We start from the raw sequence: 26,261 nt of genomic DNA on the forward strand, positions 1-26,261 counted from the left end.
TTGCAGCGCAACGGAAATGGAGGGGCCTTGGTGAGCGACGGTCGATCGGCAACCGACGTGCAGCGTCGCCTCTACGAACTCATGGTCCTGATGAAGGCAGCCGACGACAGGCTTTCCAAGGGCATCGGCACCGGCGAGTTCATGTGCGTGTACTGGCCGTCGCGCGGCCAGGAGGCCATCGCCGCCGCGATGGGGGTGTCGCTTCGGGCCGACGACCAGTTGGTGACGACCTACCGCGGGCTGCACGACCTGATCGGCAAGGGCGTCCCGCTCGAGGAGATCTACGGCGAGATGATGGGACGCACCGTCGGCGCGAGCCGCGGCAAGGGCGGGACGATGCACATCGCCAACCCCGCCAAGGGCGTCATGCTCTCGACCGGGATCGTCGGCGCCGGGCCGCCGGTGGCCGTGGGGCTGGCGATGGCCGGCAAGCGCAAGGGTCTGGACCGCGTGACGGTGGTCAGCTTCGGCGACGGCGCCACCAACACCGGCTCGTTCCACGAGGCCGCCAACATGGCCGCGCTGTGGGACCTGCCGCTGGTGTTCGTGTGCCAGAACAACCTGTTCGCCGAGATGACGGCGACCTCGGACACGATGAAGCTCGAGCACGTCGCCGAACGGGCGGCCGGCTACGGCATGCCGGGGGTGCGCGTCGACGGCAACGATCCGCTGGCGGTGAAATCGGCCCTGGACGAGGCGCTGCGGCGGGCGCGCGCCGGCGCGGGTCCCACGTTCATCGAGTGCGTGACGTTCCGCTTCCGCGGCCACTACTTCGGCGACCGGATGCCCTACATCCCCAAGGAGCAACTGGCCGCGGCCATGGCGGCCGACCCGGTGCCGCGTTTCCGCAACCACCTCGCCGAAGCCGGCATCTGCGGCGCCGACGAGCTCGATCACATCGACCAGGAGGCGTCGACGGCGGTGGATAACGCGCTGGCGACCGTCATGGCCGCGGCGTCGCCTTCGATCGACGAACTCGACCACGACGTGTACGCGACCCCGATCAGGTACCCGGTGTAAACGCATGGCCGACAAAGAGATGACGATGCGCGAGGCGCTGAACCTCGCGCTCGACGAGGCGCTCGCGGCCGACGACCGCGTCTTCCTGCTCGGTGAGGACATCGCCGATCCCGGCGCCTCGGGGCCGACGGCGGGGCTGTCGACGAAGTACGGCCACGAACGCGTGCTGGACACGCCCATCTCCGAGGCCGCGATCGTCGGCGCTGCGATCGGTGCGGCGATCGACGGGATGCTGCCGGTGGCCGAGATCATGATCATGGACTTCATCGGCATCGCCGCCGACCAACTGATCAACAACGCCGCGAAATTGCGGTTCATGACTGCCGGGCGGACGACGGCGCCGATCACCATCCGCACCCAGGTCTACGCCGGGCTGGCCACCGGCGCCACGCACTCGCAGAGCCTGGAGGCGTGGTTCATGCACATCCCCGGCATGAAGGTGATCGTGCCGTCCACCCCGCGCGACGGGAAAGGCCTTCTCACATCGGCGATCTTCGACGAGGATCCCTGCCTGTTCGTCGAGACGATCCGGCTGCAGGGCAAGAAGGGTCCCGTGCCCGTCGAACCCGGGTTCTCGGTCCCCCTGGGCCAGGCCGACATCAAGCGGCCCGGCACCGACGTAACGCTGATCGCCTACGGGCGCCCCGTGCACGATGCGCTCGCGGCGGCGGACACGCTGGCAGAACAGGGCGTCAGCGCCGCGGTCGTCGACCTTCGCACGCTGGTGCCGCTGGACGTCGAAACCATCGTCGAATCCGCGTGCCGCACAAGGAGAGTCGTGGTCGTGCACGACGCCGTCCAATTCGCCGGCCCGGGGGCCGAGATCGCCGCGACCCTGCAGTCGGAGTTGTTCGGGGAGCTGGCCGCGCCCATCGAGCGCGTCGCCGCGCGGTTCGTCCCCAACCCGGCGGCCGCGGCGCTCGAGGCGCAGGTGTACCCGTCACCGGCGCGGATCGTCGCCGCGGCCCAGCGAACCTTAGATCGGGCCAAAGTTCATGGCTGACTTCGTCATTCGCATCCCGCGCGTGTCGGTGGCCGTGTCGGAGGCCGAGCTCACCGGCCTTCTCGTCGATGCCGGCGAGCGTGTGGAGGAGGGCACGCCGATCTATGTGATCGCCACCGAGAAGGTGGAACAGGAAATCGAGGCCGGTGCCTCGGGCATCGTGCAGTGGACCGGACAGGTTGGGACCACCTACGACATCGGCGCCGAAATCGGCTTCATAACGTCATAAGAAAGGGACGCAAACACATGGATCTCAACGAGACCCGCGAGAGAATCGTCTACGAAAAAGAAGGCCCGATCGCACGCGTCACGCTCAACTGGCCCGAGAAGGCGAACGCCCAGGACCAGAAGCTGGCCGAGGAGGTCGATGCCGCGCTGCTGGACGCGGACCGCGACTACGACATCAAGGTGCTCATCCTCAAGGCCAACGGCAAGGGCTTCTGCTCTGGGCACGCCATTGGCAACAACGCCGTCGACTACCCGGCGTTCGTCGAGGGCGCCAAGGTCATGGGCACGCCGTGGAAGCCGCAGACCGACCTGTTCGTGAAGCCCGTGCTGAACCTGTGGGAGTTCTCCAAGCCGACCATCGCGGCCGTGCACGGCTACTGCGTCGGCGGCGGCACCCATTACGGGCTGACCACCGACATCGTCATCGCCGCCGAGGACGCGTACTTCTCCTATCCGCCGCTGCAGGGCTTCGGCATGCCGTCCGGCGAATGCTCAATCGAGCCATGGATTTTCATGAACTGGCGGCGAGCGGCGTACTACCTCTACCTCGCCGAGGTCATCGACGCGAAGAAGGCGCTGGAGGTCGGACTGGTCAACGAGGTCGTTCCGCGCGACCAACTGGAATCGCGGGCCGACGCCATCGCCCGCCACATCGCCCAGGCGCCGATGACGACGCTGCTGGCCACCAAGGCCAACCTGAAGCGGGCCTGGGAGCTGATGGGCATGCGGGTGCACTGGCAGAGTTCCAACGACCTCGTCGCACTGGCGTCGATCAGCAAGGACGTGCAGGAGCTGATCCAGACGGTGTTCAAGGACAAGGTGCTGCCGTCCGAGCAGGCCCGGCGCCAGGCGGCGGCGGCAGCCCAGACCGACGGCGCCGCAACGACATAGGTCTGCTGTGAACATCGCCGACCACGCGAGCACCGCCGCCGAGTCGCCGGCCCTCCTCGTCGCGGATGGCGGCACGATCACGTACGGCGACCTGTACGAAAAGAGCCAACGCGTCGCGGCCACCCTTCATACGGCCGGGCTGCGCCGCGGCGACGGCGTGGCGCTGGTGCTGCCCAACCGGCCCGAGTTCTTCGAGATCACCTGGGGCTGCCAGCTTTCCGGGCTCTACTACACCGCCGTCAACACCCACTTCACCCCCGACGAGGTCGCCTACGTCATCGAGGACTCCGACGCCCAGGCGGTGTTCGTCGACGCGTCGATGGCCGACCTCGCCGCGCACCTCCGCGCGGCCAATCCACGCGTCGGGATCCACCTGGCAGTGGGCGGCGCCCTGCCGGGCTGGCAATCCTACGACGACGCCCTGGCTGCGGCGGGCGACCCCCCACCCATGTCGGACGGGTCGGAAATGCTCTATTCGTCGGGCACCACGGGACGGCCCAAGGCGGTTCGGCGGTCGCTGCCCGCCGACGGCAACGGGTCGTGGGCCCAGTCGGTCCTGGAGCTGGCGCTGATCCACAAGTACGGAATGGACCGCTCCAGCGTGTACCTCTCCCCCGCACCGCTGTATCACGCGGCGGGGGTGAACTACACCATGGCGGTGCACCGCGTCGGCGCCCCGTCGATCCTGATGCGCAAGTTCGACGCCGAGGCGGTGCTGCGGCTGATCGAGACCCACCGCGTCACCCACGCCCAGTTCGTGCCGACGATGTTCGTGCGCATGCTCAAGCTGCCCGAGGCGGTGCGGCGCAAGTATGACCTTTCGAGCCTCGAGTGCGTGATCCACGCCGCGGCCCCGTGCCCGGTGGACGTCAAATACCGGATGATCGAGTGGTTCGGCCCCATCATCCACGAATATTACGGGGGCACAGAGGGATTCGCGGGCACGACGATCGGCCCGGAGGAGTGGCTCGCCCATCCGGGGTCGGTCGGCAAGCCGTTCAGCCCCGTTCACGTCGTCGGCGAGGACGGTGTCGAGCTTCCGGTGGGCGAGTCCGGCGAGTTGTTCTTCGAGGGCGGCCCCGAATTCGAGTACTTCAAGGACCCGGCCAAGACCGCGTCGGTCTCCAACGAGCGGGGCTGGCGATCGCTCGGCGACATGGGGTATGTCGACGACGACGGATACCTCTACCTCACCGACCGGTCAACGTTCATGATTGTCTCGGGCGGGGTGAACATCTACCCCCAGGAGGCGGAGAACCTGCTGGTCATGCATCCCAAGCTCGTCGACGCCGCGGTGTTCGGCGTGCCCAACGAGGAGTTCGGCGAGGAGGTCAAGGCCGTCGTGCAGCCGGCCGACGGCGTCACGCCCGGGCCCGATCTGGAGGCGGAGCTCATCGCGTACTGCCGGGCGCACCTGGCGGGCTATAAGTGCCCGCGCACAGTTGAATTCGAGGCCGAGCTGCCGCGCGACCCCAACGGAAAGCTGTACAAGAGGCGCATTCGCGAACGCTACTGGCAAGGGCGGGCGTCGCGGATCGTATGAACGAGGGAACGGACATGGTGACTACCGAACGCACCCACCCCGACGTGAACTGGGCGCCGCTGCCGGTGCCGTGGGCGGTTCAGCGGCCCGACCGGATCCCCAAACAGCGGTACTACGACCCGGAGTTCTACGCCCTCGAGGCCGAGTTGCTCTGGCCCCGCGTCTGGCAGATGGCCTGTCGCCTCGAGGAGATCCCGAAGCCCGGCGACTACGTCGAGTACGAGATCCTGGACGACTCCGTCATCGTCGTCCGGCTGGACGCCGACAACGTGCGGGCCTACCACAACGCGTGCCGCCATCGCGGGGTAAAGCTGGTGGAGGGCAATGGAAACCGCCGCACCTTCGTCTGCCCGTTCCACGGCTGGTGCTGGGCCATCGACGGCCGCAACACCTTCGTGCTGCGGCCCGAGGAGTTCGCCGAGGAAAACCTGAGCCCCGATGACCTGCAACTCGTCCCGGTCAGATGCGAGCTCTGGGGCGGTTGCGCGTGGATCAACCTCGACGACGACGCGCCGCCAATGCGGGACTGCTTCGAACCGTTCGCGACGATCTACGACGCGTGGAAAGTGGAATCGTTGCGCGTCGAGTGGTGGCAGGCCTGCCGGCTGCCGGTGAACTGGAAGCTGGCGACGGCCGCCTTCATGGAGGGCTACCACGTCCCGCAGACCCACCCGCAGCTGCTGCCGTCCTCGATGCCCAGCACCTCGAAACCGCCAGGGCTGGCCCAGACGAACCTGTACTTCATGCGCACCCTCGGCGAGGGCATGGCCGGAATGACCCACGAGAACGACGTCCGCATCGCCGAGGGCCTGCAGACCATGGAGTTGCCGGCCGACCCAGCAGCGGCGATGACCGCCTGGCGGTCCGCGCTCAACGACGCCATCGTCAAGTGGCATCGGGCCCGCGGCTGCGACATGCCCGACCTCAACGAGCTCGAGCGGCGCGGCATCACTGAAGCGATCAACTTCTGTTTCCCGCACTACTTTCTGCTGCCCCAGTACAGCAGCGCCTCGTCGTACCGGATCCGTCCGCTGGGTCCGGAGGAGACGCTGTTCGAGATCTGGTCGCTGACCCGCATCCCGCCGGACCAGGCCACGGCCAAGCCCACGCCACCGGAACCCATGGCGCCCGACGACCCGCGCTGGCCGCCCATCCCCGCGCAGGACTTCTCCAACCTGCCGCGTCAGCAGAAGGGCCTGCACTCCAAGGGGTTTGACTACATGCGGCTGTCGGATCGGATCGAGGGGCTGATCTCGAACTTCGAACGCGTCATCGACGGCTTCCTGGCCGGCCTGCCCTACGAGGCGCTGGTGCCCGCGATCCAGAAGACCAACACCACCATCGACGTGCCGATCGCCGACCTGGGATTCAGCTCGGAGGGGCGATGACCACCCGCTGGGACCGCTCCGTCGACCTGCTCATCGCGGGCAGCGGCGGCGGCGGCATGGTGGCCGGGCTGGCCACGATCGATTGCGGGCTCGAACCCCTGATCCTCGAGAAGCAGGCGCTGGTCGGGGGCTCGACGGGGCTCTCGGGCGGCATCGTCTGGCTGCCCAACAACCCCCTGATGCGGGCCGAGGGCATCGCGGACTCGCACGAGGACGGCATGGCCTACCTGGCCGACGTGGTCGGCGACATCGGCGCTCCCTCCTCCCCCGCACGCCGCGAGATGTTCCTCACCGCGGGCTACGAAATGATCAATTTCCTTACCCGCAAAGGTGTTCGGATGATCCGCTGCGCCGGATGGAGCGACTACTACCCGAATCACAAGGGCGGCAACGAGTCCGGCCGCGCCATCGAGGGCATCCCCTTCGACGCCGCGGAGCTTGGCAGCTGGAGCGACAAGGTACAGCCGCCGCTGGCCAAGAACTACGGTTTCGTGGTCCTCACCAACGAGTTGCGCTCGGTCCAGTACTACAACCGGTCGCCGCGCGCGTTCGCCGTGGCCACCCGGGTGTTCCTGCGTACCGCGGCCGCGCGGGCCCGTCGCCGGCAAATCCTCACCAACGGCGCCTCGCTGATCGCCCAGATGCTCAAGGCGCTCATCGAATTCGGTGACGGGCAACCCCCGCTGTGGACCAACGCCGCAATGGAAGACCTCATCGTCGAGGACGGCCGCGTCGTCGGGGCCCGCGTGACGCGCGGCGGCGTGCCGCTGAACGTGGAGGCGCGCAAGGGAGTCCTGCTGGCGGCCGGCGGATTCGGTCACAACAAGGAGATGCGCCGCCAGTACAGCGGCGATCAACCCAACGAGGCGCAGTGGTCGATCGCCAATGCCGGGGACACCGGCGAGGTGCTGCAAGCCGCCATGCGGCTGGGAGCGAAGACCGACCTGCTCGACGAAGCCTGGTGGCTGCCTTCGGTTTTCATCAAGGACGGCGGCGCCGCCGCCGCTTCGCTCGGCTCCGGCCGGCAGCGTCCCGGTGCCATCTACGTCGACGCGACCGGCCGGCGCTTCTGCAACGAGTCGAACTCCTACGTCGAGGTCGGCAAGGCGATGTACGCAAACAAGGCGGTGCCCTGCTGGATGATCTTCGACGACGGGTACGTGCGCAGGTACGTCACCAGCACCAACCCGCTCAAGCGTAAGCAGAACCTGCCGCCCGAGCTCATCGAGAGCGGCGCGGTCAAACGCGGCGACTCGATCGCCGACCTGGCCCGCCAGATCGACCTTCCCGCCGACGAATTGGCGCAAACGATCCAGCGGTTCAACCGGTTCGCCGCCAAGGGCCTGGACCCCGACTTCGGGCGCGGGCAGTCGGCCTACAACGACTGCCTCGGCGATCCGGGCTACCGGCCCAACGCCGCCGTCGGCCCGCTCGACCGCGCGCCGTACTACGCCACCCGGGTCTTCCCGGCGGACGTCGGGACGTGCGGGGGCGTCGTCACCAACGAGCACGCGCAGGTCCTCGACGAGCAGGACCTGGTGATCGAGGGCCTCTACGCCACGGGCAACACCACCGCGACGGTGATGGGCCGCACGTATCCGGGCGCGGGCGCCAGCATCGCCAGCTCGATGGTGTTCGGTTACGTGGCCGCGCGGCACGCCGCCGGGCGCCGGATCGCCGGCGAAAGGACCCGCTAGGTCTGGCGAGCAGACGCAAACGCTCCCAAAACCCGCGCATTTTGGGGGGTTTTACGTCTGCTCGTCCTGAGAACTCTCGTCGCGGCCGACGAAATCGCGTGGCTTCATGCCGGATTGCATGAGTTCGGCCCGGCGCGCCTGCACGTCGGAGGCGGCGCCCACCATGTTGGTCAAGATGTGGCTGACCTGGAGGTGGACCCGCATTCCCATCAATTCCCAAGCCCGCTTCACGTTGTTCTTGACCGCCATCAGCGTGGTCAACGGGATCTGGGAGATCCTGCGCGCCATCTCCTCCACGGTGTTTTCCAGCTCTTCGCGCGGCACAACCTTGTTGAGCAGACCCCAGTCGAGGGCTTCCTGCGCCGAGAGGGTGGGCGCCAGCAACAGCCAGTCCATGGTGCGGTGCCAGTTCATCAGCAACCACGGCTCGATCATGGTGTGCCCGCCGGGCTCGCCAAGGCTTTGGGCAAGCGGCATTTGGAAATACGCGTCCTCGGACGCGACACAGAAATCGGTCAGCAGGCCGAGATAAATGCCACCGCCCATGCAATAGCCGTGGATCGCCGAGATCGTCGGCTTGGGAAACTCCCACAGATAAAGCGTGGGCCACAGAAACAGGTCGGCCGTCCCCTTGTACAGGTCCTCGAAGGTGTTTCCGAAGTCCGGGTAGGGGTTCTCGCCCGGGCCCCAGCGCGCCACGTGCCCGCCGCAGAATCCCTTTCCGTTGGCCTTGATGATGACGACTTTGATCTCTTTGTCGCGATCGGCCTCGTGCAGGCAATCGTCGACCTCAGTGACCAGCACCGCGTCCTTGGTATTGGCCTTGTCGACCCGATTCAGGATGATCCGCGCAATCGGCGGTTCGCGTTCATAGATGATCGCTTCGAGCACGCGCCGCTCCATCGTGGTGACATTACCGGTTTTCGGGCGCACGCCCAGCGCGCCGAGACTGCGCGCAGATCGCGATTTCGCGGAAATTGGCGATCTGGCCGCAGTCTCGAAGGTGGCGGCTCACCCGCGCGCCACCAGCCACGCGTGACCGTCGCCCTCGCCGGCGTCGACAAGCTCGAGTCCGGCGAAGGCGGCGAGCAGCTCGCCCGGGGTGGCGCGGAACGGTCCTGGCGCGGCCCCGACCTCGCTCAGCGCGGCGATTGCCAGTAGCCCGCCCGGCGCCAGGCGCTCGATGATCGCCTCATCGAGGCGGCGGTCCCGGAAGTTGTGGCACAGGACGACGTCGACAGCCGGCCCGGCGGGCAGCCCGTCGTCCAGATCGAAGACGTCGAAGCGGCAGCGGTCCGCGACGCCTGCGAGCCGCGCTAACTCGCGCGCCTGCTCGATGGCGACCGGGGAGACGTCGCACGCCCAGACGTCGAGGCCGCGGCGGCCAAGCCACACGGCGCCACGTCCCTGCCCGCAGGCGAGGTCGAGGGCGCGTCCCGACGTCGGAAACAGCTCCGCGTGGCGCGCGACGAAGCGGGGCGGCCCGACCTCGCTCAGCTGCGGTGACCCGGCGCCGGCGTACCGCTCGTCCCAGCGACCCCGGTCGTCCTCGGCCATGGGCGCCACCTTAGATTGCCCGCCGGTTTCTACACTGGACCGGTGTCTAGACAGGCGGCTTCTCCGACGGACGCCGGGACGGCCCGCCGCTCCGACCGCCGGCCGGCGCAGACGATCCGCAAGGTCCTCGAGGCCGGGCTGGAGGAACTGCGGGAGTCGTCGTACGCGGCCCTGACGATGCGCGCCGTCGCGACGCGCGCCGGCGTGTCCCCGGCCAGCGCGTACACCTACTTTCCGTCGAAGAGCGCGCTGGTGGCGGCGGTGTACCTGCGCTTCCTGCAGGACCTGCCGCTGCACACCGACGTCAACGACACGACCCAGGCACGGGTCAGCGCGACCTTGCGCGACATGGCGCTGATGGTCGCCGACGAACCCGAGCTGGCGACCGCCTGCGGCGCCGCGCTGATGGCCGATGATCCCGCGGTCAAGCCGCTGCGCGAGCAGATCGGCGAAGAGGTGTCCAGGCGGATCGCGGCGGCGCTGGGTCCCGGGTGGCCGCGAGCGGTGAGGTCCGCGCTGCAGATGACGTTCTCCGGGGCCCTCCTGACGGCCCGGTTCGTCAGCTATGAAGAGATCGCGGAACAGCTCGACGAGGCCGTCGGCCTCATTCTCAAGGCGTGCGCCGCCTAAAGCCCAGTGGCCCAACCGAATCGTTATTATCCAGCTGTGAGGATCGTCTGAGCGTGCGCAGTCACGGCTGGGCAGGGAACGCGCCCGCCTCCGACGAGGAGGCGATCGAGCGCATCCTGGACGCCGCCGATCGGATCATCGACGAGCGCGGTCAGGCAATGGGAATCGCCGACGTGGCGCGCGCGCTGGGCGTGACGCGGCAGACGGTCTACCGGTACTTCCCCGGCACCCAGGCGCTGCTGGTGGCGACCGCGATGCGGTCGGCCGACGGGTTCCTCGACCACCTGGCGACCCAGCTCGAGGGCGTGACCGACCCGGTGGTGGCGATGACGGAGGCCATGGCTTTCGCCATCGAGCGGCTTGCGTCGGACAATCAGCTCGCATTCGTGTTGCGCCATCGCGGCGGACAAGGCGTCTCCATCATCTCCGATACCGCGTTGGCGTTCGGGCGTTCGATGCTGCATCGCTTCGACATCGATTGGGAGCACTACGGTTTCGACGAGGCGGGACTCGACGAACTGAACGAATTCAGCCTGCGGGTGCTGCACTCCTTCCTCACCGATCCCGGCCGGCCGCCGCGCAGCGGCGCCGACTTGAGGCGCTATCTCACCCGCTGGATCGGGCCCGCGATCGCCTATCCGCAGCTGGTGCGCACCATGGACGCGCTTAGCGGAGCCAAGCCCGCGCGGGCGCGGGGGCGGCCGTCCCGGGCGTCCTGATACCGCCGAAGTGGTTGATCCCTCACCCCGAGTTCGGCCATCCTCAACGAACCGACGTTGACGACCGACGAAGGAGGGGACGTGGTAGGGCTGGGACAACTCGCACTGAACAGTGCGCCTGTTTTCGGTGGCCTGATGCTCGCCGTTGCGGCCGGTCAATTCAGAGGCCCGGATTATCGCGAGCTCATCAAACAGGACATGGACTTGCTGGAGCGTCTCCCCGCGGAGGCAGTCGAGCGACGCGCCGAGTTGCGGCGGAGCATCGACGAGCGCATCGATGACCTGGTCGAGGTCGCCGACAGGAATCGCGCACTGCGCAAGGCTGCGCTGACCTACCGGGGCAATTGGCGGGACGTGGTGCTCTTGCTCTGCGTGGTGCTGTTCACCATCATCTGGTGGGAAGTCGATCACAGCAGGGGCAACTGGCTGCCGATGTTCGTCTTGCTGATCCTGCTGTCGGTGGTGACCGCCGCCTACGCGTTCCGCGGCGCGCTACGCGCTGCCCGTTCGCTGGTGCGCAGGCAGGGCATTCGGGACCGCGCCGGCGGATCGACTTGATCACATCTCATCCGCCGTTCGACTCGCCAACGCGATGCGTACATCGGCCGTTGTCGTGCGCCTGGTAGCGCGCTGACCTGCGACACGTCCGGACCGCCGAGTCTTGAGGCCTCACCCGGACGTCCCGCCACCCGCGGTCGCTCGCCGAGCAGGCGCCATTACGGTGTGCCAAAATTTTCCACGTGCAGTTTCCTCCCCTCGCCCGCCTCATTTGTGCTGCGGTGGCGCCGATTTGGGCGCTGCCGCTCGCGTCCGTTCCCTCCGCGTCTGCCGAGCCGTGCCCCGATGTCGAGGTGGTGTTCGCCCGCGGCACCACCGAGCCCCCCGGCGTGGGCCGGGTCGGGCAGGACTTCGTGGACACGCTGCGTTCGCGCGTCGGCACCCGATCGGTCGGCGTGTACCCGGTCAACTACCCGGCCACAACCGACTTCCCCACCGCGATCGACGGCATCACTGACGCCGGCCATCACGTGGAGTCGATGGCGGTGAACTGCCCGAAAACCAAGATGGTGTTGGGCGGATATTCGCAGGGCGCGGCCGTCATGGGCTTCGTCACCGCGAACCGGGTCCCCGATGGGGCGAACCTCGCGCAGCCGCCCGAGCCGATGCCGCCCGACGTCGCCAACCACGTCGCCGCCGTCGCCCTCTTCGGCAAGCCGTCGACCCAGTTCATGAGCATCATCAACGAGCCCCCGGTCACGATCGGTCCGCTGTACGCGCCGAAGACGATCGAGTTGTGCGTTCCCAACGATCCCGTCTGTTCGGGATCGGGATTCCCGGCCGCGCACCGGCAATACGTCGAGGCCGGGATGGTTGATCAGGCGGCGGACTTCGCCGCGGGCCGGCTCTAGGCAGCTGGCGGGCGGCGGCCCCGGACCAGACCGCCGGGCCTTTCGTCGGTCAGTTCGCCGTCGGCGACGACGGTCTGGCCCAGCACGATCGTCTCGACGTAACCGTCCGAGCGCTGGATCAACCGGCCCGCGCCGCCGGGCAGGTCCTCGACGCGCTCCGGGTAGTGCAGCCGCAGTCGATCCAGATCAATGAGGTTGACGTCCGCGCGCCGCCCGGGTGCGAGCACGCCGCGATCGCCCAGCCCGTAAAAGCCCGCGGGATCGCCGGTGAGGCGGTGCACCGCCGCCTCCAGCGACAGGCCCGGGCCCCGAGTCCGCCCGCCGACCCAGTGCGACAGCAGGTAGGTGGTCATGCTGGCGTCGCAGATGATCCCGCAGTGCGCCCCGCCGTCGCCCAGCCCCTGCAGGCTCACCGGGTCGGCCATCATGTTGTACAGGTGGTCGTAGTTGTTGCCGGCGTAGTTGAGCAGGGGCAGCAGCAGGAATTCGCGTCCCTCGGCGCCGAGCAGCACGTCGTAGGTGACTTCCCAGGGGTCGCGACGTTCCCGCTCGGCGATCGCGGCGATGCTGTCTTCGGGCGCGGGCTCGTAGTCGAGCGCTTCGCCGAGTGGATACAGGCGCTTGAACAGGTGCCTGTTGAGTTGGTCCGCCGACGGCTCCGGCGTCGGGTCGGGCACGTCGGCCAGGATTCGCGCCCGGACGTCCGGATCGCGCAGTCGTTGAACCCGCTGCGCCAAAGGCAGTTCCATCAACGGCCGATATGTCGCGCGGTGCCGGAATGGATTCATCCGCGATTGGTGTCCCATCAACATTCCGAAGGCGCGGCTGGCGACCTGCGGCCGGATCGTCGCACCGGCGGAGTTGGCTTCGTGCACCGCCGCGAACCAGTGTCGCCAGTCGTGCGGGTCCTGCTCGTTGACCATCGCCAGGAAGGTGAGCGGTATCCGGTACTGCCGCCCGAGCCGCGTGATCCAGTCAATTTCGGCGTCGATCGAGTGGCGCTGGTCGCCGCCCATCGCGCCGCCCACACCAGCCGGAACCACTTGCAGCACACCCGAACCCACCTCGGCCATGACGGCCATCAGTGCGGCGAGCTCGTCCTCCTCGGAGTAGGTTCCCGGCACGGGTTCGCCCGACGCGCTGCGATGTCCCGCCGTGCGCCCGAACGACATGCCCACCGCCCCGGCGCGCAGGCCGTCGGCGACGATTCCGCACATCGCGTCGAGATCCGCGCCCGTCGCGGTGTCGTGCGCGCGGTCACCCATGACAAAGCCGCGGACGGCGGCGTGCGGGATCTGCGCGGCCACGTCCACCGCGCGCGGCATCCGTTCGAGGGCGTCCAGATACTCGCCGAAGGACTGCCATTCCCATGTGATGCCCTCGGACAGCGCGGAGCCCGGAATGTCCTCGACGCCCTCCATGAGGTCGACGAGCCAGCCGTGCCGATCGGGACGCACCGGCGCGAAACCGATGCCGCAATTGCCCATGATTGCCGTCGTGACGCCGTGCCAGCACGACGGGGTGAGATGCGGATCCCAGGTGGCCTGCCCGTCGTAATGGGTGTGCACGTCGACGAATCCCGGTGTCACCGTTAGCCCGTCGGCCTCGACGATGCGTTTGGCGGTGCCCTCGACGCGGCCGATCTCGGCGACCATTCCGTCGGTGACCGCGACGTCGGCCGTCCGCGCCGGCGCGCCGGTGCCGTCCACCACGGTTCCGCCCCGGATGATCAGGTCGTAGGTCATGACAGCCTCCTCGCGGGCCGGCCTGCGGCGCCCACCCAGCATTCAACAGCCTTGTCCCTTTTCTCAATAGGCGACGACGCAGTACGTGCGACCATCGACGCGACAGCATTTCGCATTTGAGGAGGCCGAGTGGTGACGGACGTCGGGCGCACGGACTTCGATGCCACCGATCGACTGGCGATCATCAACTTGTTCGGGGCCTATGCCTACACGTATGACGAAAACCGGCTCGACGACTTTCGCGCCCTTTTCACCGAGTCACCGCAGCTCGTGCTGCTGCACGAGGGTAGCCCGCTGTCGGCGGACATCGACACCGTCATGGCCCTGCTTTCGGTCAGAAAACAGCGTTTCAAAGAGGAAAACAACCAACGGCGCCACGCGCTGAATTCGTTCTGGTTCGCCAGCCAGAGCGCCACCGAGGCCACCGGCCACTGCTACGTCCAGGTTTTCGCCGTCAAAGACGGCGGTTCGCCCAGCCCCGACCTGACCGGCCGCTACGAGTTCACCGCGGTCAAGCGGGACGGCGCCTGGCGGTTCAGCCGGTGGGTGGTGGCGATCGACCAGAAACAACCCGCCACCGGCGAGTGAAAGTGCGTCAGCCTGAAGGGCATCGGGCGCGTAACGCGCGGACGCCCGGGCCGGCCAGATCGTCGCAATAGGCCGGACGCCCCGCCATCGCCATCGTCAGCGCGAGCGTCGTCCCGCTGACGAGCGGGCCGGCGCCGGTCGCAAAGGAACTGTCGGTCGCCTCCAGCCGGAGACCATCGATGGCGCTGCGGCTACGCACCGCAAAGTCCCGGCGCGCATAGAACTCCGCCACCGGGACGACGACGTCCACCGGTGGCGTGCGAAGGAGCCCGAGGGGCCGCCGGATGTCTTGGGCGTGCACCACAACCTCACCCAGAAATGCGGCGGTCGGTCCCAGCGGCGCGGTGGTGCTCGTGATGACCCGCCGGAATCGCTCGAGCGTCTCGGCGGGAGTCGCGCCGCGGTGCTCGGCCAAACGGCGCTCGTTGTGCAGGTCGAAGTCGAATCGAGCGCCGACGGCACTGGCGAACCAGCGCAGCGGGCCGGTGCTCGCGGCGGCGGTGAGGTGGGCGACCACCTCCTCGATGACCCACCGTCCGCACAGCGACGGCAGCGCCCATTGTGCGTCGTCGAGCTCGGCGAGATCGTCCGCGAGCGCCGCGCGCTCAGCGTGGGCCGCCGACCACAGAGCGTCGCGGGTGGCACCTTCGAACATGCAGGCCTCCAATGCACGGCGGGGATGACGACGGGGTAGACCTCCGCCCGGCCCCAAAGTCATCGGGGCCCGTCGAATGTCAGAAGCTGGTGTCGAGAGCTTCGAGCGCCGCGTCGATATTGGGCATGATCGTCGGCCCGTAACCGCTCACCAGTTGCCCGAGCGACCGTGCGATGTGCGGACCGACGGCCGCGGCGGCGAGGACCTCCTCGGCGATGGCCACGCCGTTGACCACGTGGGCGGCGAGGAGCCGGCCGTCAGGGGTTACTTCGTAGCGCCAGTCACCGATCTGAACCCGTTCCGGCTGCGAGCGAAACAGGCCCCGCCGCGCCGGTGTGACGATCACCCCGGGCACGCCGCCGAACACCTTGATCACGAGCCCGACGCCGCCGGGGCCGGACAAGGCAGACCCGACGGCGCGACTGACCCGCTCGTGATCGAGGCTCGTCATCAATCGCTCAGCGGCAGCACGAACGACGGCGTCAGGGTCTGCGGCTCGCCGCTGCGACGCACCGCCGTCCCCGCCACGTAAAACTCCACCGTGTGATGTCCCCACGCGTAATTCGAGATGGCGAAATGCACCCCCACAATGCCGTTCGCGCCGTCTCGCTCCGCCTCACTCTGCATCCGTGACATCGCCAACTCCCGAGACTGGTAGCTGCCCTGCGTCCACTGCGGCATCTCGGCGTTGCGTCCCGCCTGCTTCAGCATCTGCATAAACCCTTGCACCGCAACGTGGAACACGCAGTTGCCCATCACGAAGGCGACCGGGGCGAATCCGGACCGCAGCAGCGTGGTCAGGTCCTGGCCGGAAAGGTGGCTGGTGAACGCCTGCCCGTTGGGGCGCCGAAATGCCCCGGGCTTCGCGGTGTAGCGCACGGCGGTGCCGACCGCGATGAACTCGAGGTGCTCGCCCTCCCCCTGGTGACGCCAGTCCAGGCGCACACCCACTACGCCGTCCGCCCCCAGCGAATCGGCCTCGGCCTGCATCCGCGACATCGCATTCCAGCGCGCGCGGTACGTCGCCTCGGTGAGCACCGGCAGCTCGGATTGCTGCCTGATGCCGGTGAACTGATAGCCCACGTGATAGACCGAAACGCCCATCACGAGTTCGATCGGTTCGAACCCCGCCCCGTGCAGCAGGGCGAATTCGTTGATCGACAGATCGGTTGTGAACACCTTGCCTGCGTGCGACAGCCGTTCGCTGGCGACTGGGTCGAGCGGGTTCGGTTGCATTGGCAAACACCTTCCTGCGGTCCGGAGCACAGCGTAGGACGCGGGTCGACGTTTCACATCCCAAACTCGCCGGGCACGTTCTGGGTCGCCCCGATGAACCGATCATGGCCGGCGCCCGTTATCTGAAGTACCAGCGCTATTGGGGTGCGGCGTGAGCGCGGGGAGGATCATGTTTCCACGGGTGCTGACCATTGAGCTGCGCGACGTGGTGCGCGAATACCGGGTCGGCGGCCAGTCCGTGCGGGCCCTCGACGACATCAGCCTGCGCCTGGAGGGCGGGCACTTCGTTTCGGTGGTGGGGCCGTCGGGCGCCGGCAAGAGCACCCTGCTGCACCTGTTGGGCGCCCTGGACTCCCCCGATTCGGGGTCGATCGAATTCGACGGCGACGAGATCGGCCGGCTCAGCGACGAGCAGCAGTCGGAGTTTCGCCACCATCGCGTCGGCTTCATATTTCAGTTTTTCAATCTGTTGCCGACGCTGTCGGCGTGGGAGAACGTCGCGGTGCCGAAGCTGCTCGACGGCGTGCGGCTGGGCAAGGCGAAACCGGACGCGATTCGGCTGCTGGAGCGCGTCGGGCTCGGCAACCGGACCGAGCACCGGCCCGCCGAGCTGTCCGGCGGCCAGATGCAGCGGGTCGCGGTCGCGCGCGCTCTGATGATGGACCCCCCGCTGATCCTCGCCGACGAACCCACCGGAAACCTCGACTCCGCAACGGGCGGGTCGATTCTGGCGCTACTCGGCGAGGTGGCCCATGAGCCCGGCCGTGGCCGGCTGGTAGTGATGGTGACCCACAATTCGGACGCCGCCGCGGCGACCGATCGAGTCATCACGCTGCAGGACGGCCGTGTCGGCGCCGACCAGCGCTCGGGGGTCATGGTGTGACGGCGGTGTCGGGGATCGCCGCCGCGGCGAGCCGGCTGCGCCTGTTCAGCCTGCGCGAACTCGCGGTGCATCGCCGGCGCACCAGCGCAACCGTCGCCGTAATGGCGGTATCGGCAATGTATCTGGTCGCGGTGTTCGGCATCTTCGGCTCGATCAGCGGATCGGTCAATCGGCTCGCCGACGGCATCGCGGGCATCGCCTCGTTGGAGGTGTCGGGCATCACCGACGCGGGCTTTCCCGAGGCGATCGCCGCCGACGTCGCCGCGGTTCCCGGGGTCGCGACGGCGGCACCGATGATCCGGACGACGGCGTCCACGTCGTCGGGTCCGGTCCTGCTGTTCGGCGCCGACGAGCGCCTGGCCGCCCTGGGCGGCGCGCTCAAGGATGCGCTGAAAAACGGGTCGCCGGGAGCGCCCGGGAATCCGTCCGGCCCAACAGGTCCGGCGGACGCGGTTCGCGTCGGGCCCGGTGTCGGCCACGCCAAAGGCGATACGTTCCAGTTGGGGTCGCGGTCGGTGACCGTCGGCGAGGTCCTCGCGGGCAAACAGGTCGCCGCGCTCAACGGTGGGCACTACGTCCTTGCCCCACTTGCCTTGGCGCAGAACATCACCGGTCGCGACGGCCAGCTTGACTCCATCCTGATCACCACCAAACCCGGCGCTGATCTCGCAAGGGTCCGCGCCGCGATCACCACCGCCGTGAACGGCCGCGCCATCGTCGCCGACCCCAGCATGCGGGCCACCCGGGCGGGCGACGGTGTCAAGCTGATGAACTACATGGCCCTGATGGGGGCGATGGTCGCCCTGATGGTCGGCGCCTTCCTGATCTACACGACGATGACCATGGCGATCAGCCAACGGCGGCCGGTCATTTCGATGCTGCGCGCGATCGGCGGCCGCCGCGCGACCATCGTCCGCGACATGCTCGCGGAGGCCGCGATCCTCGGTGTCATCGGCGGGGCGCTCGGCTCGGCCCTCGGGATTCTTCTGGGCCGCATCGCGATTGGCCGCTTGCCGCCGGCCATGACGCAGGGGCTGGAGGCCCGCATCGAGTACTGGCTGCCCGGCTACGCGATACCGGCCGCCCTCGCGGCGACCGCCCTCACCAGCGTCGTGGCATCGGCGATGGCTGCGCGGCAGGTGTACAAGGTCGCGCCCATCGAGGCGTTGGCGCCTGTCGGGGTTTCGGCCGCGGACCGCGTGCCGCGGTGGCTGCGCGGCGCGAGCGGGGTTGGCGCCCTGGCGGTCTTCGCGGTCTCTGTCGCCGTCGTCGTCGACCAGCGGGGCGTCCTCGCGTTCGTCGCGATGGCGGCGGTGTTCTCCGCCGAGATAGCGCTTGGATTCGCGCTCAGTGCGCCCATCGTCAACGCCACCGCCGCGACGGCCCGGGTGTTCGGCTCCGTCGGGGCCCTCGCGGCGGCGACCATCGAGCGCGCGCCGCGACGGGTGTGGGCAACGGTGATGACGGTGCTGATCGCGGTCGTCACCACCGTCACCATCACGGGCACCAACGCCGACATGATCCGTTCGGCGCGGGGCATCTTCGCGCCGGTCGCCGACGTCCCGGTCTGGGTGAGCGCGAACTCCCCCGACGGCTACCCCACGGATGCTCTGCCGCAAGGCCTTTCGGCGAAGGTGGCCGCGTTGCCGGGCGTCCGGCACGTCACCGAGGGCGCGCTGGGATTCGCCGAAGTGGGTGGCACCCGGGTGATGCTCGACGGCTTTTCCCCGGGCACAGCCGACCCGCTGTACCGCGCGCTCGACCCACGGACCCGCGACCAGGTGCTCGCCGGCGGGGGCGTGGTGCTCTCCCAGAACCTGGGCAAGACGCTGCACGTTCGGGTCGGCGGGCAATTGCGAATGCAGACGCCGCACGGGGTGCGCCAGGCAACGGTGCTGGCGCTGGTGCCGTACTTCTCGACCGTCATCGGCACCGTCGGGATGGGCCTCGACCAACTGCGCGGGTGGTTCGACCGCCCGATTACGACCACGCTGGAGATCGCCGCGGCGCCCGGCGTGGACGCCGGTCGCCTCCTCTCCGACGTGCGTCGCGCGGTGCCCGGGCCGAACTACGTTTACGACGGCCGCGCCAAGCTGGCTGGGCTGGAGGCCCCGATGCACCAGAGCATGTTCATCGCGAATGCGGTATGGATCATCGTCGTGTTGGTGGCCGCGGTCGCGCTGCTCAACACGCTGACGCTCTCGGTGCTGGAACGGCGCCGCGAAATTGGGGTGCTGCGCGCGATGGGATCGAGCCGGCGGTTCACGCTGGGCATGGTGCTCGCCGAGGCGGCCGGCATCGGCGTTGTCGGCGGCGTGCTGGGGCTGGCGTTCGGGATGACGGACCAATGGCTGTTCAGCCTCGTGAGCGGCGACATGATGAACTTCCAGGTCACCTTCCGTCCCAGCTGGATGGCGGGTGCGTTCACGCTCGGTGCGCTGGCGATCAGCCTGCTCGGCTCGGTGCCACCGGCACGGCGCGCGGCGCGGCTCAACATCATCGACGCGGTCAGCGTCGAGTAGCCGAGCAGCAGGACTCGCGGGTACTCCCCTCCGGTACCCGCGGACGCTCAGAGGCCGAGCGGAAGCAGCGCGGTAAACAGCGGGGCTATGGGATCCGTGATGGGAAGGGCGAACGAACCGTTCAGGAACGGGGCCACCGGACTCTGGAACGTCAGGATCGTCTGCCCGACCGCACCCATGCCCGTTGTCGGCTCAGCCCCGGAGGTCGCCGAAGCCGTGAAGAGCGGGCTCGCGAAATTAGCCGCAACAAAGTGGTTGTCGTCAGGGTCGGCAATCGCCGTGGCCGTCAACAACCCGCCGAAATTGGTGGTTTGGCTCATGAAATCCGGGTCGCCGGCGACCGGATTGGTGACCGGGCTGAGGCCCAGCGCCGACGCGAGCTGGGTGGCGAGGTTATGCAACGGCGCCAGCGCCGCGCCGGCGGCCGAGGCACCGGAGTGATAGCCGACCATCGCGGCCACGTCCTGGGCCCACATCTGTTCGTACTCGGCCTCGGCGGCCGCGATCGCGGGCGCGTTCTGCCCGAAGAGGTTCGACATCACCAACTGCACGAACCCGTTCCGGTTGGCGGTGACCTGCAACGGATGCACCGTGGCCGCCAGGGCCGACTCGAACGCTCCCGCCACCGCGCGGGCCTGACCGGCCGCGCCCATCGCCTGGCTCGCCGCCGCACTCAACCACCGTGTGTAAGGGGCCGCCGCGGCCGTCATCGCCGCCGCCGCCGGACCTTGCCACGCCTGCTGGGTCAGGCCCGACGTGACCGACGAAAACGACGACGCCGCCGACCCCAACTCGGAGGCCAAACCATCCCAGGCCGCCGCCGCCTGCAACATCGGACCGGAACCCGCGCCCGAGAACATTCGCGCCGAATTGATTTCCGGTGGCAATACCGAGAAATTCATGACCACAGTCCCTTCCCTGAGGGCCGCGACGACCGTGCCGGCGCAGTCATCACCGACAACACGCAGCGTGTAGAACGACACGAAATAGGGACCGGATTAGTTCAATGCCGCTCCGGACACGGCATTCGGGTCGGGCAACCTATGCGGCGGGCGTGATCGCCAGCGCGAGCTGCTCGGGCGCGAAGACCAGCAGGGCGGTGGCCAGCCCGCTGGTTGGCGTGCCGAAGACGTCAACGTCGAGAGGGAGCTGGGTGTTGACCAGCAGCGCGGCAGCAATACCGGCGAGACCGGTGCCTGTCGCGGTTCCGGTTATCACCCCGGTTATCGGGGTTTCCGGTACGAGAAGTCCATCCAGCGGAATGTCTATGTTTGCGTTGCCGTTCGTGAACGAGAGCGTGCCCCCCAATGGCAACGGGCCAAGGCTGACTGTTTGGTTCGGAATGGCGATTGAGAGCGCCAAGTTCGTTTGCCCATTGAGGAAGGCATCGGTGACGACGGCCGGGGCGTCGACGAGTGTGCCGACCGCGCCGGCCAGGTTGCCGGTTTGCAACTCGCCGACGAATTGCGATGCGCTTGCCGACACTGCGCCGAATGCGTTGACCGGCGCGCCCACGGCGTCGATGAGAAGCGCCGCCGGCAGCCCGATGTCCGTTGTAAGCGTGGCACTGAGACCGCCCGTCCCGAGCACGAGTAACGCGGTCGCGTTGACGGAGGTGTTCGTGAGCGTATCGACGACGTTGGTGAAGTTCTGCGAGACCTGTGCCGGGATGGAACCGGGTGGCAGCAGGTTGGTGAAGTTCTGAGCCATCATGCCCGGAATGGTGAGGATCGGTAACAGGTCTCCCAGGCTTCCCGCCGGGGTGACGCTGATGGCAATCCCGGGCGGAACAAGGGGATCGCCGGTTTCGGTCGTATCCACGCCGGTGAAGAACAGATTCAGGAAGCCCTGCGCAATGTCGCTCACCGCGCCGTTGACGTTCCCCGCCAGCAGGGCCTGCACGGCGGATTGGAAGGCCGACGGCAATTGCTCCAGGCCGATGACAAAGTCGCGGGCCGCGTTCTGCAGGGACGTCGCGATGATCTGGGCGTAGGCCAATTGGTTCGCAATGATCTGCTGCACGAGGGGGGCCGGGTCGAAGGCCAGCAGCGCCTGAATGGCCGCCTGGATGTTCGCCGGCAGGCTCGCCAACACGGCAGGAAGATTCTGGAGCACGTGTTCGACGGCTGTGGCGATCATCTGCGCGTAGCCGATCTGGTTGATGAGGAATCGGCGCAAGAACGGCGCCGGATTGGCGGCTATGGCGCCGCCGAGGATTTGCAAGTTCGCGGCCGTGTTGGCGAACAGCGTTTCGTAGGGGCCGGCAATCGACGAAAACCCGGTGCCCGCGGCCGGCGTTCGCGCACGAGCACCACACTGCAACGCGGCCTCCAACTGCGAAACGGTGGCGGCCTCGGTGCTCGCATACGTGCCCGCGGCGGCGGCCAGCGCTTGCACGAACTCCTCATGAAACGACGATGCCTGCGCGCTCAACGCCTGAAACGCCCTCCCGTGCGAGGCAAATACGGCCGTAACCGCCGCCGACACCTCATCGCCCGCCGCGGGCAGCAAAGCGGTCGTCGGGGCTGCCGCCGCCGAGCTGGCCGCACTGATCGTCGACCCGATGTTTTCCAGATCCGCCGCCGCTGCTGTCATGATGTCCGGCGCCGCGATTACAAATGACATGTCCTGCCCCAGTCGCCCGATGCTGCAGATTAATCACCTGATGGCGTCAGGTGACATCGCTCGATGGGCCACCACCGTTAGGGGCACACTCCCGGACGCCGCGCGGCTCACCGGGCTTAATTCAGGGAGCCTACAACTCGATGAGCTAGCTGACAGACGAATGAACAACCAATTCGCGACAGGCTGGTGACCGCCACTGCGCCCCTGGGAAAGTCCGGCTATTCCAACCACTTCCGCGAATTTCAAGCATTGCCCTCGACTGCGGTGGCGAAGCCCTGCAGATGCGGTTTGCACGGGAACGGCACCGGAGTTCGGATGCTACGCAGCCCAGAGGTATCGAAGCCGGCCGCGGCGATGGCATCCACGGTGCGGCGGTTCGGATGGCAGCCGGCGGCAAACCACGACCATGGCCCCGCGACCAGATCCTGCAACCGGCCCGTCGCCCCCTCTCCGCGGACATGCTCGAGCACCACCAACCGGCCCCCCGGGACCAGCACCCGCCGGATCTCGCCCAGCGTGGCCGCCACGTCGTCGACCGAACACAGCACCAGCCCAATGTGGACCGAATCAAAGCTGTTGTCCGGGAAGGGAATCGACTCGCCGATGCCGTCCACGATGTCGATGGCAACACCGTGGCGATCGGCGACCCGCGACGCCATCCGCCGGAATGCGGCCACCGGCTCCACCGCGGCGACCGACGTCACCGCCGGCGGCACGAACTTCAAATCGGTCCCCGGTCCCAGACCGACCATCAGCAGCCGGCCGGTCGCGTGGGCGATCGCCGCTCGACGATATCGGTTGTAGAAGAGCCGGTCGAAAATCGGCTGACCAAACCGATATATGTATGGGAACAAAGGATTTTCGCGCGTTATCTGCCACCTAAATCCAGCCGGAACGGCGGGTATTCGTCCCTCATCAACGATACATACGCCGCCACCCGGTAGCGCCACCGAACGATCCCCATGAGCAGATCGAACATGCCGGGATTGATGGACCCGACGCACAGCAACCAGGCCGCGTTGATGACGCAAAGCACCTGCAGCAGCGGCTCCATCGCCCAGCACAGCACTATCTGCGGGAGGCCCAGCAGCCACCACTTCACCAGCACCGCCCCATTGGCAAGGCGCTCCGGGTAGTCGACCACCAGGTCACCGGGATAATCGGGCCGCGACGCCAGGGTGAAGGGCGGGTACTTGTCGGTGCTGTTCATCGGGAAGCGGTAGTTCATGACCCGCCACGACCAGCGCAGCACCCCGACGTTGAAGTCGAATATCGGGCGGGGATAGCGCCCCGTGAACAGGATCGCCACGCCGGCAACGATCGTCAGCAGCGGATACACCAGATAAAGAAGGATCAATATCGGGTAGTGCGGGACGGCCAGCACACACCACTTGACGAGCCAGAGCCACCGTGAGGGCGCCTCCAGATCCCCGCGCACCCGCACCGGACCGTCGGTGCCGCGCATCATCGCCGGCCCGTTCACCGGCGGGCCGCCGCGATCGGCATCGCCGTCCCGAGGCGGCGATCGATCGCCGCCGACAGCCGGCGGTGGCTCGTGCACCGCAGAAACGTGGTCAACATCCAGGTGTGTACCCGGTCGGGAATCATCGTCGCCGGCCACAACACCGACTCCCCGTGGGCCACCTGTAGCGATGCGACCCAGGACACGGCGCGGACGCGTCGACGCCGGGCTTTCTCGTACCGGCGCAAGGCCGCGGAAATCTCGGCGCTCCCCCCCTCACGGACATCCGCTAGCTCCCTGCACAACACCATGGTGTCCAGCAACGCCTGATTGGTTCCCTGCGCGAGGGTGGGCGGCATGGTGTGGGCGGCGTCGCCGAGCAGCGTCACCGGACCGGTGCCCAGCGGGCGAAGCGTCGGGTGCCGAAAGTGCGGGTAGGGCGAACCCACCAGGTCCTCGTCGGTGAGCCTGCCCAGGACAAGGTCGACGGTGTCCGACCACCCGGAAAAATTCGACCGGATCAGGTCGATCGGACGGCGGGGCCTGACGAAATCGCGGGACCAGGGCAGGTCGAACCACCACTGGACACGGCAACCTCCGGCCGGCCATACCCCGGTGTTGCCGCGCTCGCCGATGACGATCATCGCCACGCGCTTGTCGACGATGCCGGGAAGGGTGACGAGTCCCTGCCAGCTGCACCAGCCCGTCGGTTCGGCGGCGGGGGCGCCGACGACGCTTCGCACGACGGAGTGCAGGCCGTCGGCCCCGATGACCAGGTCGCCTCGGGCCACGCTGCCGTCTTCGAATTCGACGTGGACGCCATCGGGGTTCGTCACGACCCGCGCCGCGCGGGAGTTGCATCGGATGCGATCGGTCGGGAAGCCGTCCAACAGCCGCTCCAGCAGCACGCGGCGCGGAACCATCCGCACGGGTGCGCCCAGCTGATCCACCATCGCGTGCACGTCCAGGCTCGCCAGCTGGCGTCCCCGAGAGCTCAGCACCCGCACCCGGGAGAGCAGCTGACCGGCGCCGTCCATGTCGACGCCCAGCTGCCGCAGCACCGCCTCGCCGTGGGACCAGGTAGTCACCGCGCCGCCGCCGGCGCTCGTGTCTTTGCGCTGGTCGAAGACCGCGACGTCGTGGCCGTCTCGCAGCAGCCCCCGCGCAACCGAGATCCCGCTCACGCCGGCGCCGATGACAAGTATCCGAAGCGGGCCCGTCACTTCATTGGATACGTGCCCGCGCGCCCCTCGGTTCAACGAACCCGGTCACTTCGGCGCCGGCCTAACGACCATCTCGTGTAGTTCCTCGACCGACCATGGTTCGGCGTCGTGGTGGTCCCGGTAGGCGAGCACGCGCGGCGTCGGCCGGTCGAATCTGCCCACGAATCCGCCCGCGGCCACGAAGATCTGGGCCGTCACACCACGCGACAAGTCGCTGACGAGATACGCATAGAGCGGGGCGACGAACGTGGCCGGGGCGCTGTCGAGCGAGGCTCGCATGGTCATCTCGTCCAGCAACCCGCGGCGGTGCAGGTCCGCGATGTGCTCTTCGTACTGGGTACCGGTGGACAGCCGCGTCCGGGCGCCGGGGCACACCACGTTGGCCCGCACGCCGTGGGGTTTCAGTTCCGCCGCGATGGCCATCGTCAGCGCGTTGACGGCTCCCTTGCCCGCCGGGTAACCCGTGCCGCCGTAGTCGCCGAGAAACGCCACCGAGCCGGTGTTGACGATCGAGCCGTGCCCCTGCGCCGCGAGCACGCGGGCCGCGACCCGGCACGTGTGAAACGCCGTGCCCAGGTGCCCGCTGATCACGCGGTCGAATTCGTCCGGCGAAATGTTCAGGATCGACGAGCCCGGGGGCTCTGCGATGCCGGCGCAGTTGATCAGCGCGTCGAGCCGGCCGTACGTGCTCACGCACGCGTCGACGAGCGCGCACGCGGTGCGTTCGTCGTCCGCCGCCCCGGTTACCGGCGTGACTCGTCCCCCGGCGTCCGATATCGCCGCGGCGGTCTCCGCCACAGCGTCGGCGTCGCGCCCGTTGACCACCACGCCGGCGCCCAGATCACACAGCAGTTCGGTCACCGCGCGCCCGATGCCGCGGCTGCCGCCCGACACCACCACGCCGCGCCCGTCCAGCAGCTGATCACCCATCGGCGCGCGCTTCGAAATGGCCTGTGCGCGCGGTCTTCTCGATGGCGAGCGGAACCTCCTGCGTGGGAGTCGCAAACATGTGCCGAACAGTACCGAGGCAGTCCGAGAATGAGAAGCCCGTAACCAAGGCGCCTCCTGGCTATCCCGCCGCTTTTGCCCGCGTCCCACCACCCAGCGACAAGGCGTCTCGCCGAGCCGATCAGCGACTTCAAAAGCTGACCGACCATTCGCTCTTCGCTCCGCTGAGCCGAGCGATCGCTGGTGGGCCGAATGGGGCGTATAGTCGGCTGTGAAGTCCGTTCTGGAC

25 protein-coding genes and 1 pseudogene are annotated in these 26,261 nt (G+C 68.1%); 14 read left to right on the top strand and 12 right to left on the bottom strand.

Annotated elements, in window-relative coordinates; genetic code table 11:
* Positions 1 to 81: 81 nt before the first annotated feature.
* From AWB92_RS17550 to AWB92_RS17580, 7 genes are read left to right on the top strand one after another with little or no spacing between them, the layout of a single operon-like run.
* A complete protein-coding gene (locus tag AWB92_RS17550) occupies positions 82 to 1,020 on the top strand; it encodes a thiamine pyrophosphate-dependent dehydrogenase E1 component subunit alpha (RefSeq protein WP_085187843.1) in 939 nt (312 codons plus the stop codon).
* A 4-nt stretch (positions 1,021 to 1,024) separates the two neighbouring features.
* Positions 1,025 to 2,023, top strand: coding sequence for a transketolase C-terminal domain-containing protein (locus AWB92_RS17555; RefSeq protein ID WP_085187846.1), 999 nt, complete (start codon positions 1,025 to 1,027; stop codon positions 2,021 to 2,023).
* Positions 2,016 to 2,252, top strand: a complete 237-nt coding sequence (locus AWB92_RS17560) for a biotin/lipoyl-containing protein (protein ID WP_085187849.1) — start codon at positions 2,016 to 2,018, stop codon at positions 2,250 to 2,252. Before AWB92_RS17555 ends, AWB92_RS17560 begins: the two co-directional genes overlap by 8 nt.
* Positions 2,253 to 2,269: 17 nt before the next feature.
* Positions 2,270 to 3,142 (top strand): enoyl-CoA hydratase-related protein, encoded by an 873-nt coding sequence (locus AWB92_RS17565; RefSeq protein WP_085187852.1) that lies wholly within the window; start codon positions 2,270 to 2,272, stop codon positions 3,140 to 3,142.
* 7 nt (positions 3,143 to 3,149) lie between these two features.
* Positions 3,150 to 4,685 carry an acyl-CoA synthetase gene (locus AWB92_RS17570; protein ID WP_085187855.1) on the top strand — a complete coding sequence of 512 codons (1,536 nt, stop codon included), beginning with the start codon at positions 3,150 to 3,152 and terminating at the stop codon, positions 4,683 to 4,685.
* Between the two features lie 14 nt (positions 4,686 to 4,699).
* Positions 4,700 to 6,073: an aromatic ring-hydroxylating dioxygenase subunit alpha gene (locus tag AWB92_RS17575; protein WP_085187930.1), complete on the top strand. Its 1,374-nt coding sequence runs from the start codon at positions 4,700 to 4,702 to the stop codon at positions 6,071 to 6,073.
* Entirely contained in the window at positions 6,070 to 7,770 is a 1,701-nt protein-coding gene (locus AWB92_RS17580) for an FAD-binding protein (RefSeq protein ID WP_085187858.1), read from the top strand. The genes AWB92_RS17575 and AWB92_RS17580 overlap by 4 nt, the downstream gene beginning before the upstream one ends.
* 51 nt (positions 7,771 to 7,821) lie before the next feature.
* Here the strand turns inward: AWB92_RS17580 and AWB92_RS17585 are convergent, their stop codons facing one another.
* Positions 7,822 to 8,673 carry an enoyl-CoA hydratase/isomerase family protein gene (locus tag AWB92_RS17585; RefSeq protein ID WP_085187861.1) on the bottom strand — a complete coding sequence of 284 codons (852 nt, stop codon included), beginning with the start codon at positions 8,671 to 8,673 and terminating at the stop codon, positions 7,822 to 7,824.
* A 108-nt stretch (positions 8,674 to 8,781) separates the two neighbouring features.
* A complete protein-coding gene (locus AWB92_RS17590) occupies positions 8,782 to 9,327 on the bottom strand; it encodes a class I SAM-dependent methyltransferase (protein WP_085187864.1) in 546 nt (181 codons plus the stop codon).
* Positions 9,328 to 9,369: 42 nt separating this feature from the next.
* Here AWB92_RS17590 and AWB92_RS17595 point away from each other — a divergent pair, with 42 nt between their 5' ends.
* From AWB92_RS17595 to AWB92_RS17610, 4 genes are all read left to right on the top strand, one after another.
* Positions 9,370 to 9,957 (top strand): TetR/AcrR family transcriptional regulator, encoded by a 588-nt coding sequence (locus AWB92_RS17595; RefSeq protein ID WP_068189527.1) that lies wholly within the window; start codon positions 9,370 to 9,372, stop codon positions 9,955 to 9,957.
* Positions 9,958 to 10,010: 53 nt separating this feature from the next.
* A complete protein-coding gene (locus AWB92_RS17600) occupies positions 10,011 to 10,676 on the top strand; it encodes a TetR/AcrR family transcriptional regulator (RefSeq protein ID WP_085187867.1) in 666 nt (221 codons plus the stop codon).
* 135 nt (positions 10,677 to 10,811) lie between these two features.
* Positions 10,812 to 11,234: a hypothetical protein gene (locus tag AWB92_RS17605; RefSeq protein WP_173817441.1), complete on the top strand. Its 423-nt coding sequence runs from the start codon at positions 10,812 to 10,814 to the stop codon at positions 11,232 to 11,234.
* Between the two features lie 221 nt (positions 11,235 to 11,455).
* Complete coding sequence (locus AWB92_RS17610) at positions 11,456 to 12,085, top strand: cutinase family protein (RefSeq protein ID WP_142282152.1); 630 nt, start codon at positions 11,456 to 11,458, stop codon at positions 12,083 to 12,085.
* Here AWB92_RS17610 and AWB92_RS17615 read toward each other — a convergent pair.
* Positions 12,082 to 13,830, bottom strand: a complete 1,749-nt coding sequence (locus AWB92_RS17615; protein WP_085187938.1) for an amidohydrolase family protein — start codon at positions 13,828 to 13,830, stop codon at positions 12,082 to 12,084. The genes AWB92_RS17610 and AWB92_RS17615 overlap by 4 nt on opposite strands.
* Before the next feature lie 132 nt (positions 13,831 to 13,962).
* On the opposite strand from AWB92_RS17615, the gene AWB92_RS17620 reads away from it, so the two are divergent.
* Positions 13,963 to 14,418, top strand: a complete 456-nt coding sequence (locus AWB92_RS17620; protein WP_158090384.1) for a nuclear transport factor 2 family protein — start codon at positions 13,963 to 13,965, stop codon at positions 14,416 to 14,418.
* A 7-nt stretch (positions 14,419 to 14,425) separates the two neighbouring features.
* Here AWB92_RS17620 and AWB92_RS17625 read toward each other — a convergent pair whose 3' ends face one another.
* From AWB92_RS17625 to AWB92_RS17635, 3 genes are all read right to left on the bottom strand, one after another.
* Complete coding sequence (locus AWB92_RS17625; RefSeq protein WP_085187876.1) at positions 14,426 to 15,073, bottom strand: maleylpyruvate isomerase family mycothiol-dependent enzyme; 648 nt, start codon at positions 15,071 to 15,073, stop codon at positions 14,426 to 14,428.
* Between the two features lie 79 nt (positions 15,074 to 15,152).
* Positions 15,153 to 15,524, bottom strand: a complete 372-nt coding sequence (locus tag AWB92_RS17630; RefSeq protein WP_085187879.1) for a DUF5073 family protein — start codon at positions 15,522 to 15,524, stop codon at positions 15,153 to 15,155.
* The gene (locus tag AWB92_RS17635; protein ID WP_067158961.1) at positions 15,524 to 16,309 is read right to left on the bottom strand and encodes a heavy metal-binding domain-containing protein; all 786 of its coding nucleotides are present in this window, start codon (positions 16,307 to 16,309) and stop codon (positions 15,524 to 15,526) included. The genes AWB92_RS17630 and AWB92_RS17635 overlap by 1 nt, the downstream gene beginning before the upstream one ends.
* 184 nt (positions 16,310 to 16,493) lie before the next feature.
* On the opposite strand from AWB92_RS17635, the gene AWB92_RS17640 reads away from it, so the two are divergent.
* On the top strand, positions 16,494 to 17,192 hold the full coding sequence (locus AWB92_RS17640; RefSeq protein WP_085187941.1) for an ABC transporter ATP-binding protein: 699 nt from the start codon (positions 16,494 to 16,496) through the stop codon (positions 17,190 to 17,192).
* Entirely contained in the window at positions 17,189 to 19,714 is a 2,526-nt protein-coding gene (locus AWB92_RS17645) for an ABC transporter permease (RefSeq protein WP_241523498.1), read from the top strand. The genes AWB92_RS17640 and AWB92_RS17645 overlap by 4 nt, the downstream gene beginning before the upstream one ends.
* Before the next feature lie 419 nt (positions 19,715 to 20,133).
* Here the strand turns inward: AWB92_RS17645 and AWB92_RS30595 are convergent.
* From AWB92_RS30595 to AWB92_RS17675, 6 genes and pseudogenes are all read right to left on the bottom strand, one after another.
* Positions 20,134 to 20,616, bottom strand: a pseudogene (locus tag AWB92_RS30595) (PPE family protein); the annotation flags it as partial.
* 139 nt (positions 20,617 to 20,755) lie between these two features.
* Positions 20,756 to 22,339, bottom strand: coding sequence for a PE family protein (locus tag AWB92_RS31085; RefSeq protein WP_085187882.1), 1,584 nt, complete (start codon positions 22,337 to 22,339; stop codon positions 20,756 to 20,758).
* 242 nt (positions 22,340 to 22,581) lie between these two features.
* The gene (locus AWB92_RS17660) at positions 22,582 to 23,193 is read right to left on the bottom strand and encodes a class I SAM-dependent methyltransferase (protein ID WP_241523499.1); all 612 of its coding nucleotides are present in this window, start codon (positions 23,191 to 23,193) and stop codon (positions 22,582 to 22,584) included.
* A gap of 14 nt (positions 23,194 to 23,207) precedes the next feature.
* Positions 23,208 to 23,777, bottom strand: a complete 570-nt coding sequence (locus tag AWB92_RS17665) for a DUF4389 domain-containing protein (protein ID WP_085187953.1) — start codon at positions 23,775 to 23,777, stop codon at positions 23,208 to 23,210.
* A 41-nt stretch (positions 23,778 to 23,818) separates the two neighbouring features.
* On the bottom strand, positions 23,819 to 25,024 hold the full coding sequence (locus tag AWB92_RS17670) for an FAD-dependent monooxygenase (protein ID WP_085187886.1): 1,206 nt from the start codon (positions 25,022 to 25,024) through the stop codon (positions 23,819 to 23,821).
* 45 nt (positions 25,025 to 25,069) lie between these two features.
* A complete protein-coding gene (locus tag AWB92_RS17675) occupies positions 25,070 to 25,954 on the bottom strand; it encodes an SDR family NAD(P)-dependent oxidoreductase (RefSeq protein WP_085187889.1) in 885 nt (294 codons plus the stop codon).
* Positions 25,955 to 26,261 lie beyond the last annotated feature (307 nt).

It is taken from the genome of Mycobacterium sp. IEC1808, from assembly GCF_002101935.1.
Taxonomy (GTDB): domain Bacteria; phylum Actinomycetota; class Actinomycetes; order Mycobacteriales; family Mycobacteriaceae; genus Mycobacterium.

Excerpts from the sequence above, each read along its gene's own strand:
- AWB92_RS17550 (WP_085187843.1), top strand. The coding sequence starts at position 82 with ATGGTCCTGATGAAGGCAGCCGACGACAGGCTTTCCAAGGGCATCGGC.
- AWB92_RS17555 (WP_085187846.1), top strand. The coding sequence starts at position 1,025 with ATGGCCGACAAAGAGATGACGATGCGCGAGGCGCTGAACCTCGCGCTC.
- AWB92_RS17560 (WP_085187849.1), top strand. The coding sequence starts at position 2,016 with ATGGCTGACTTCGTCATTCGCATCCCGCGCGTGTCGGTGGCCGTGTCG.
- AWB92_RS17565 (WP_085187852.1), top strand. The coding sequence starts at position 2,270 with ATGGATCTCAACGAGACCCGCGAGAGAATCGTCTACGAAAAAGAAGGC.
- AWB92_RS17575 (WP_085187930.1), top strand. The coding sequence starts at position 4,700 with ATGGTGACTACCGAACGCACCCACCCCGACGTGAACTGGGCGCCGCTG.
- AWB92_RS17580 (WP_085187858.1), top strand. The coding sequence starts at position 6,070 with ATGACCACCCGCTGGGACCGCTCCGTCGACCTGCTCATCGCGGGCAGC.
- AWB92_RS17585 (WP_085187861.1), bottom strand. The coding sequence starts at position 8,673 with ATGGAGCGGCGCGTGCTCGAAGCGATCATCTATGAACGCGAACCGCCG.
- AWB92_RS17590 (WP_085187864.1), bottom strand. The coding sequence starts at position 9,327 with ATGGCCGAGGACGACCGGGGTCGCTGGGACGAGCGGTACGCCGGCGCC.
- AWB92_RS17605 (WP_173817441.1), top strand. The coding sequence starts at position 10,812 with ATGCTCGCCGTTGCGGCCGGTCAATTCAGAGGCCCGGATTATCGCGAG.
- AWB92_RS17615 (WP_085187938.1), bottom strand. The coding sequence starts at position 13,830 with ATGACCTACGACCTGATCATCCGGGGCGGAACCGTGGTGGACGGCACC.
- AWB92_RS17625 (WP_085187876.1), bottom strand. The coding sequence starts at position 15,073 with ATGTTCGAAGGTGCCACCCGCGACGCTCTGTGGTCGGCGGCCCACGCT.
- AWB92_RS17630 (WP_085187879.1), bottom strand. The coding sequence starts at position 15,524 with ATGACGAGCCTCGATCACGAGCGGGTCAGTCGCGCCGTCGGGTCTGCC.
- AWB92_RS17635 (WP_067158961.1), bottom strand. The coding sequence starts at position 16,309 with ATGCAACCGAACCCGCTCGACCCAGTCGCCAGCGAACGGCTGTCGCAC.
- AWB92_RS31085 (WP_085187882.1), bottom strand. The coding sequence starts at position 22,339 with ATGTCATTTGTAATCGCGGCGCCGGACATCATGACAGCAGCGGCGGCG.
- AWB92_RS17675 (WP_085187889.1), bottom strand. The coding sequence starts at position 25,954 with ATGGGTGATCAGCTGCTGGACGGGCGCGGCGTGGTGGTGTCGGGCGGC.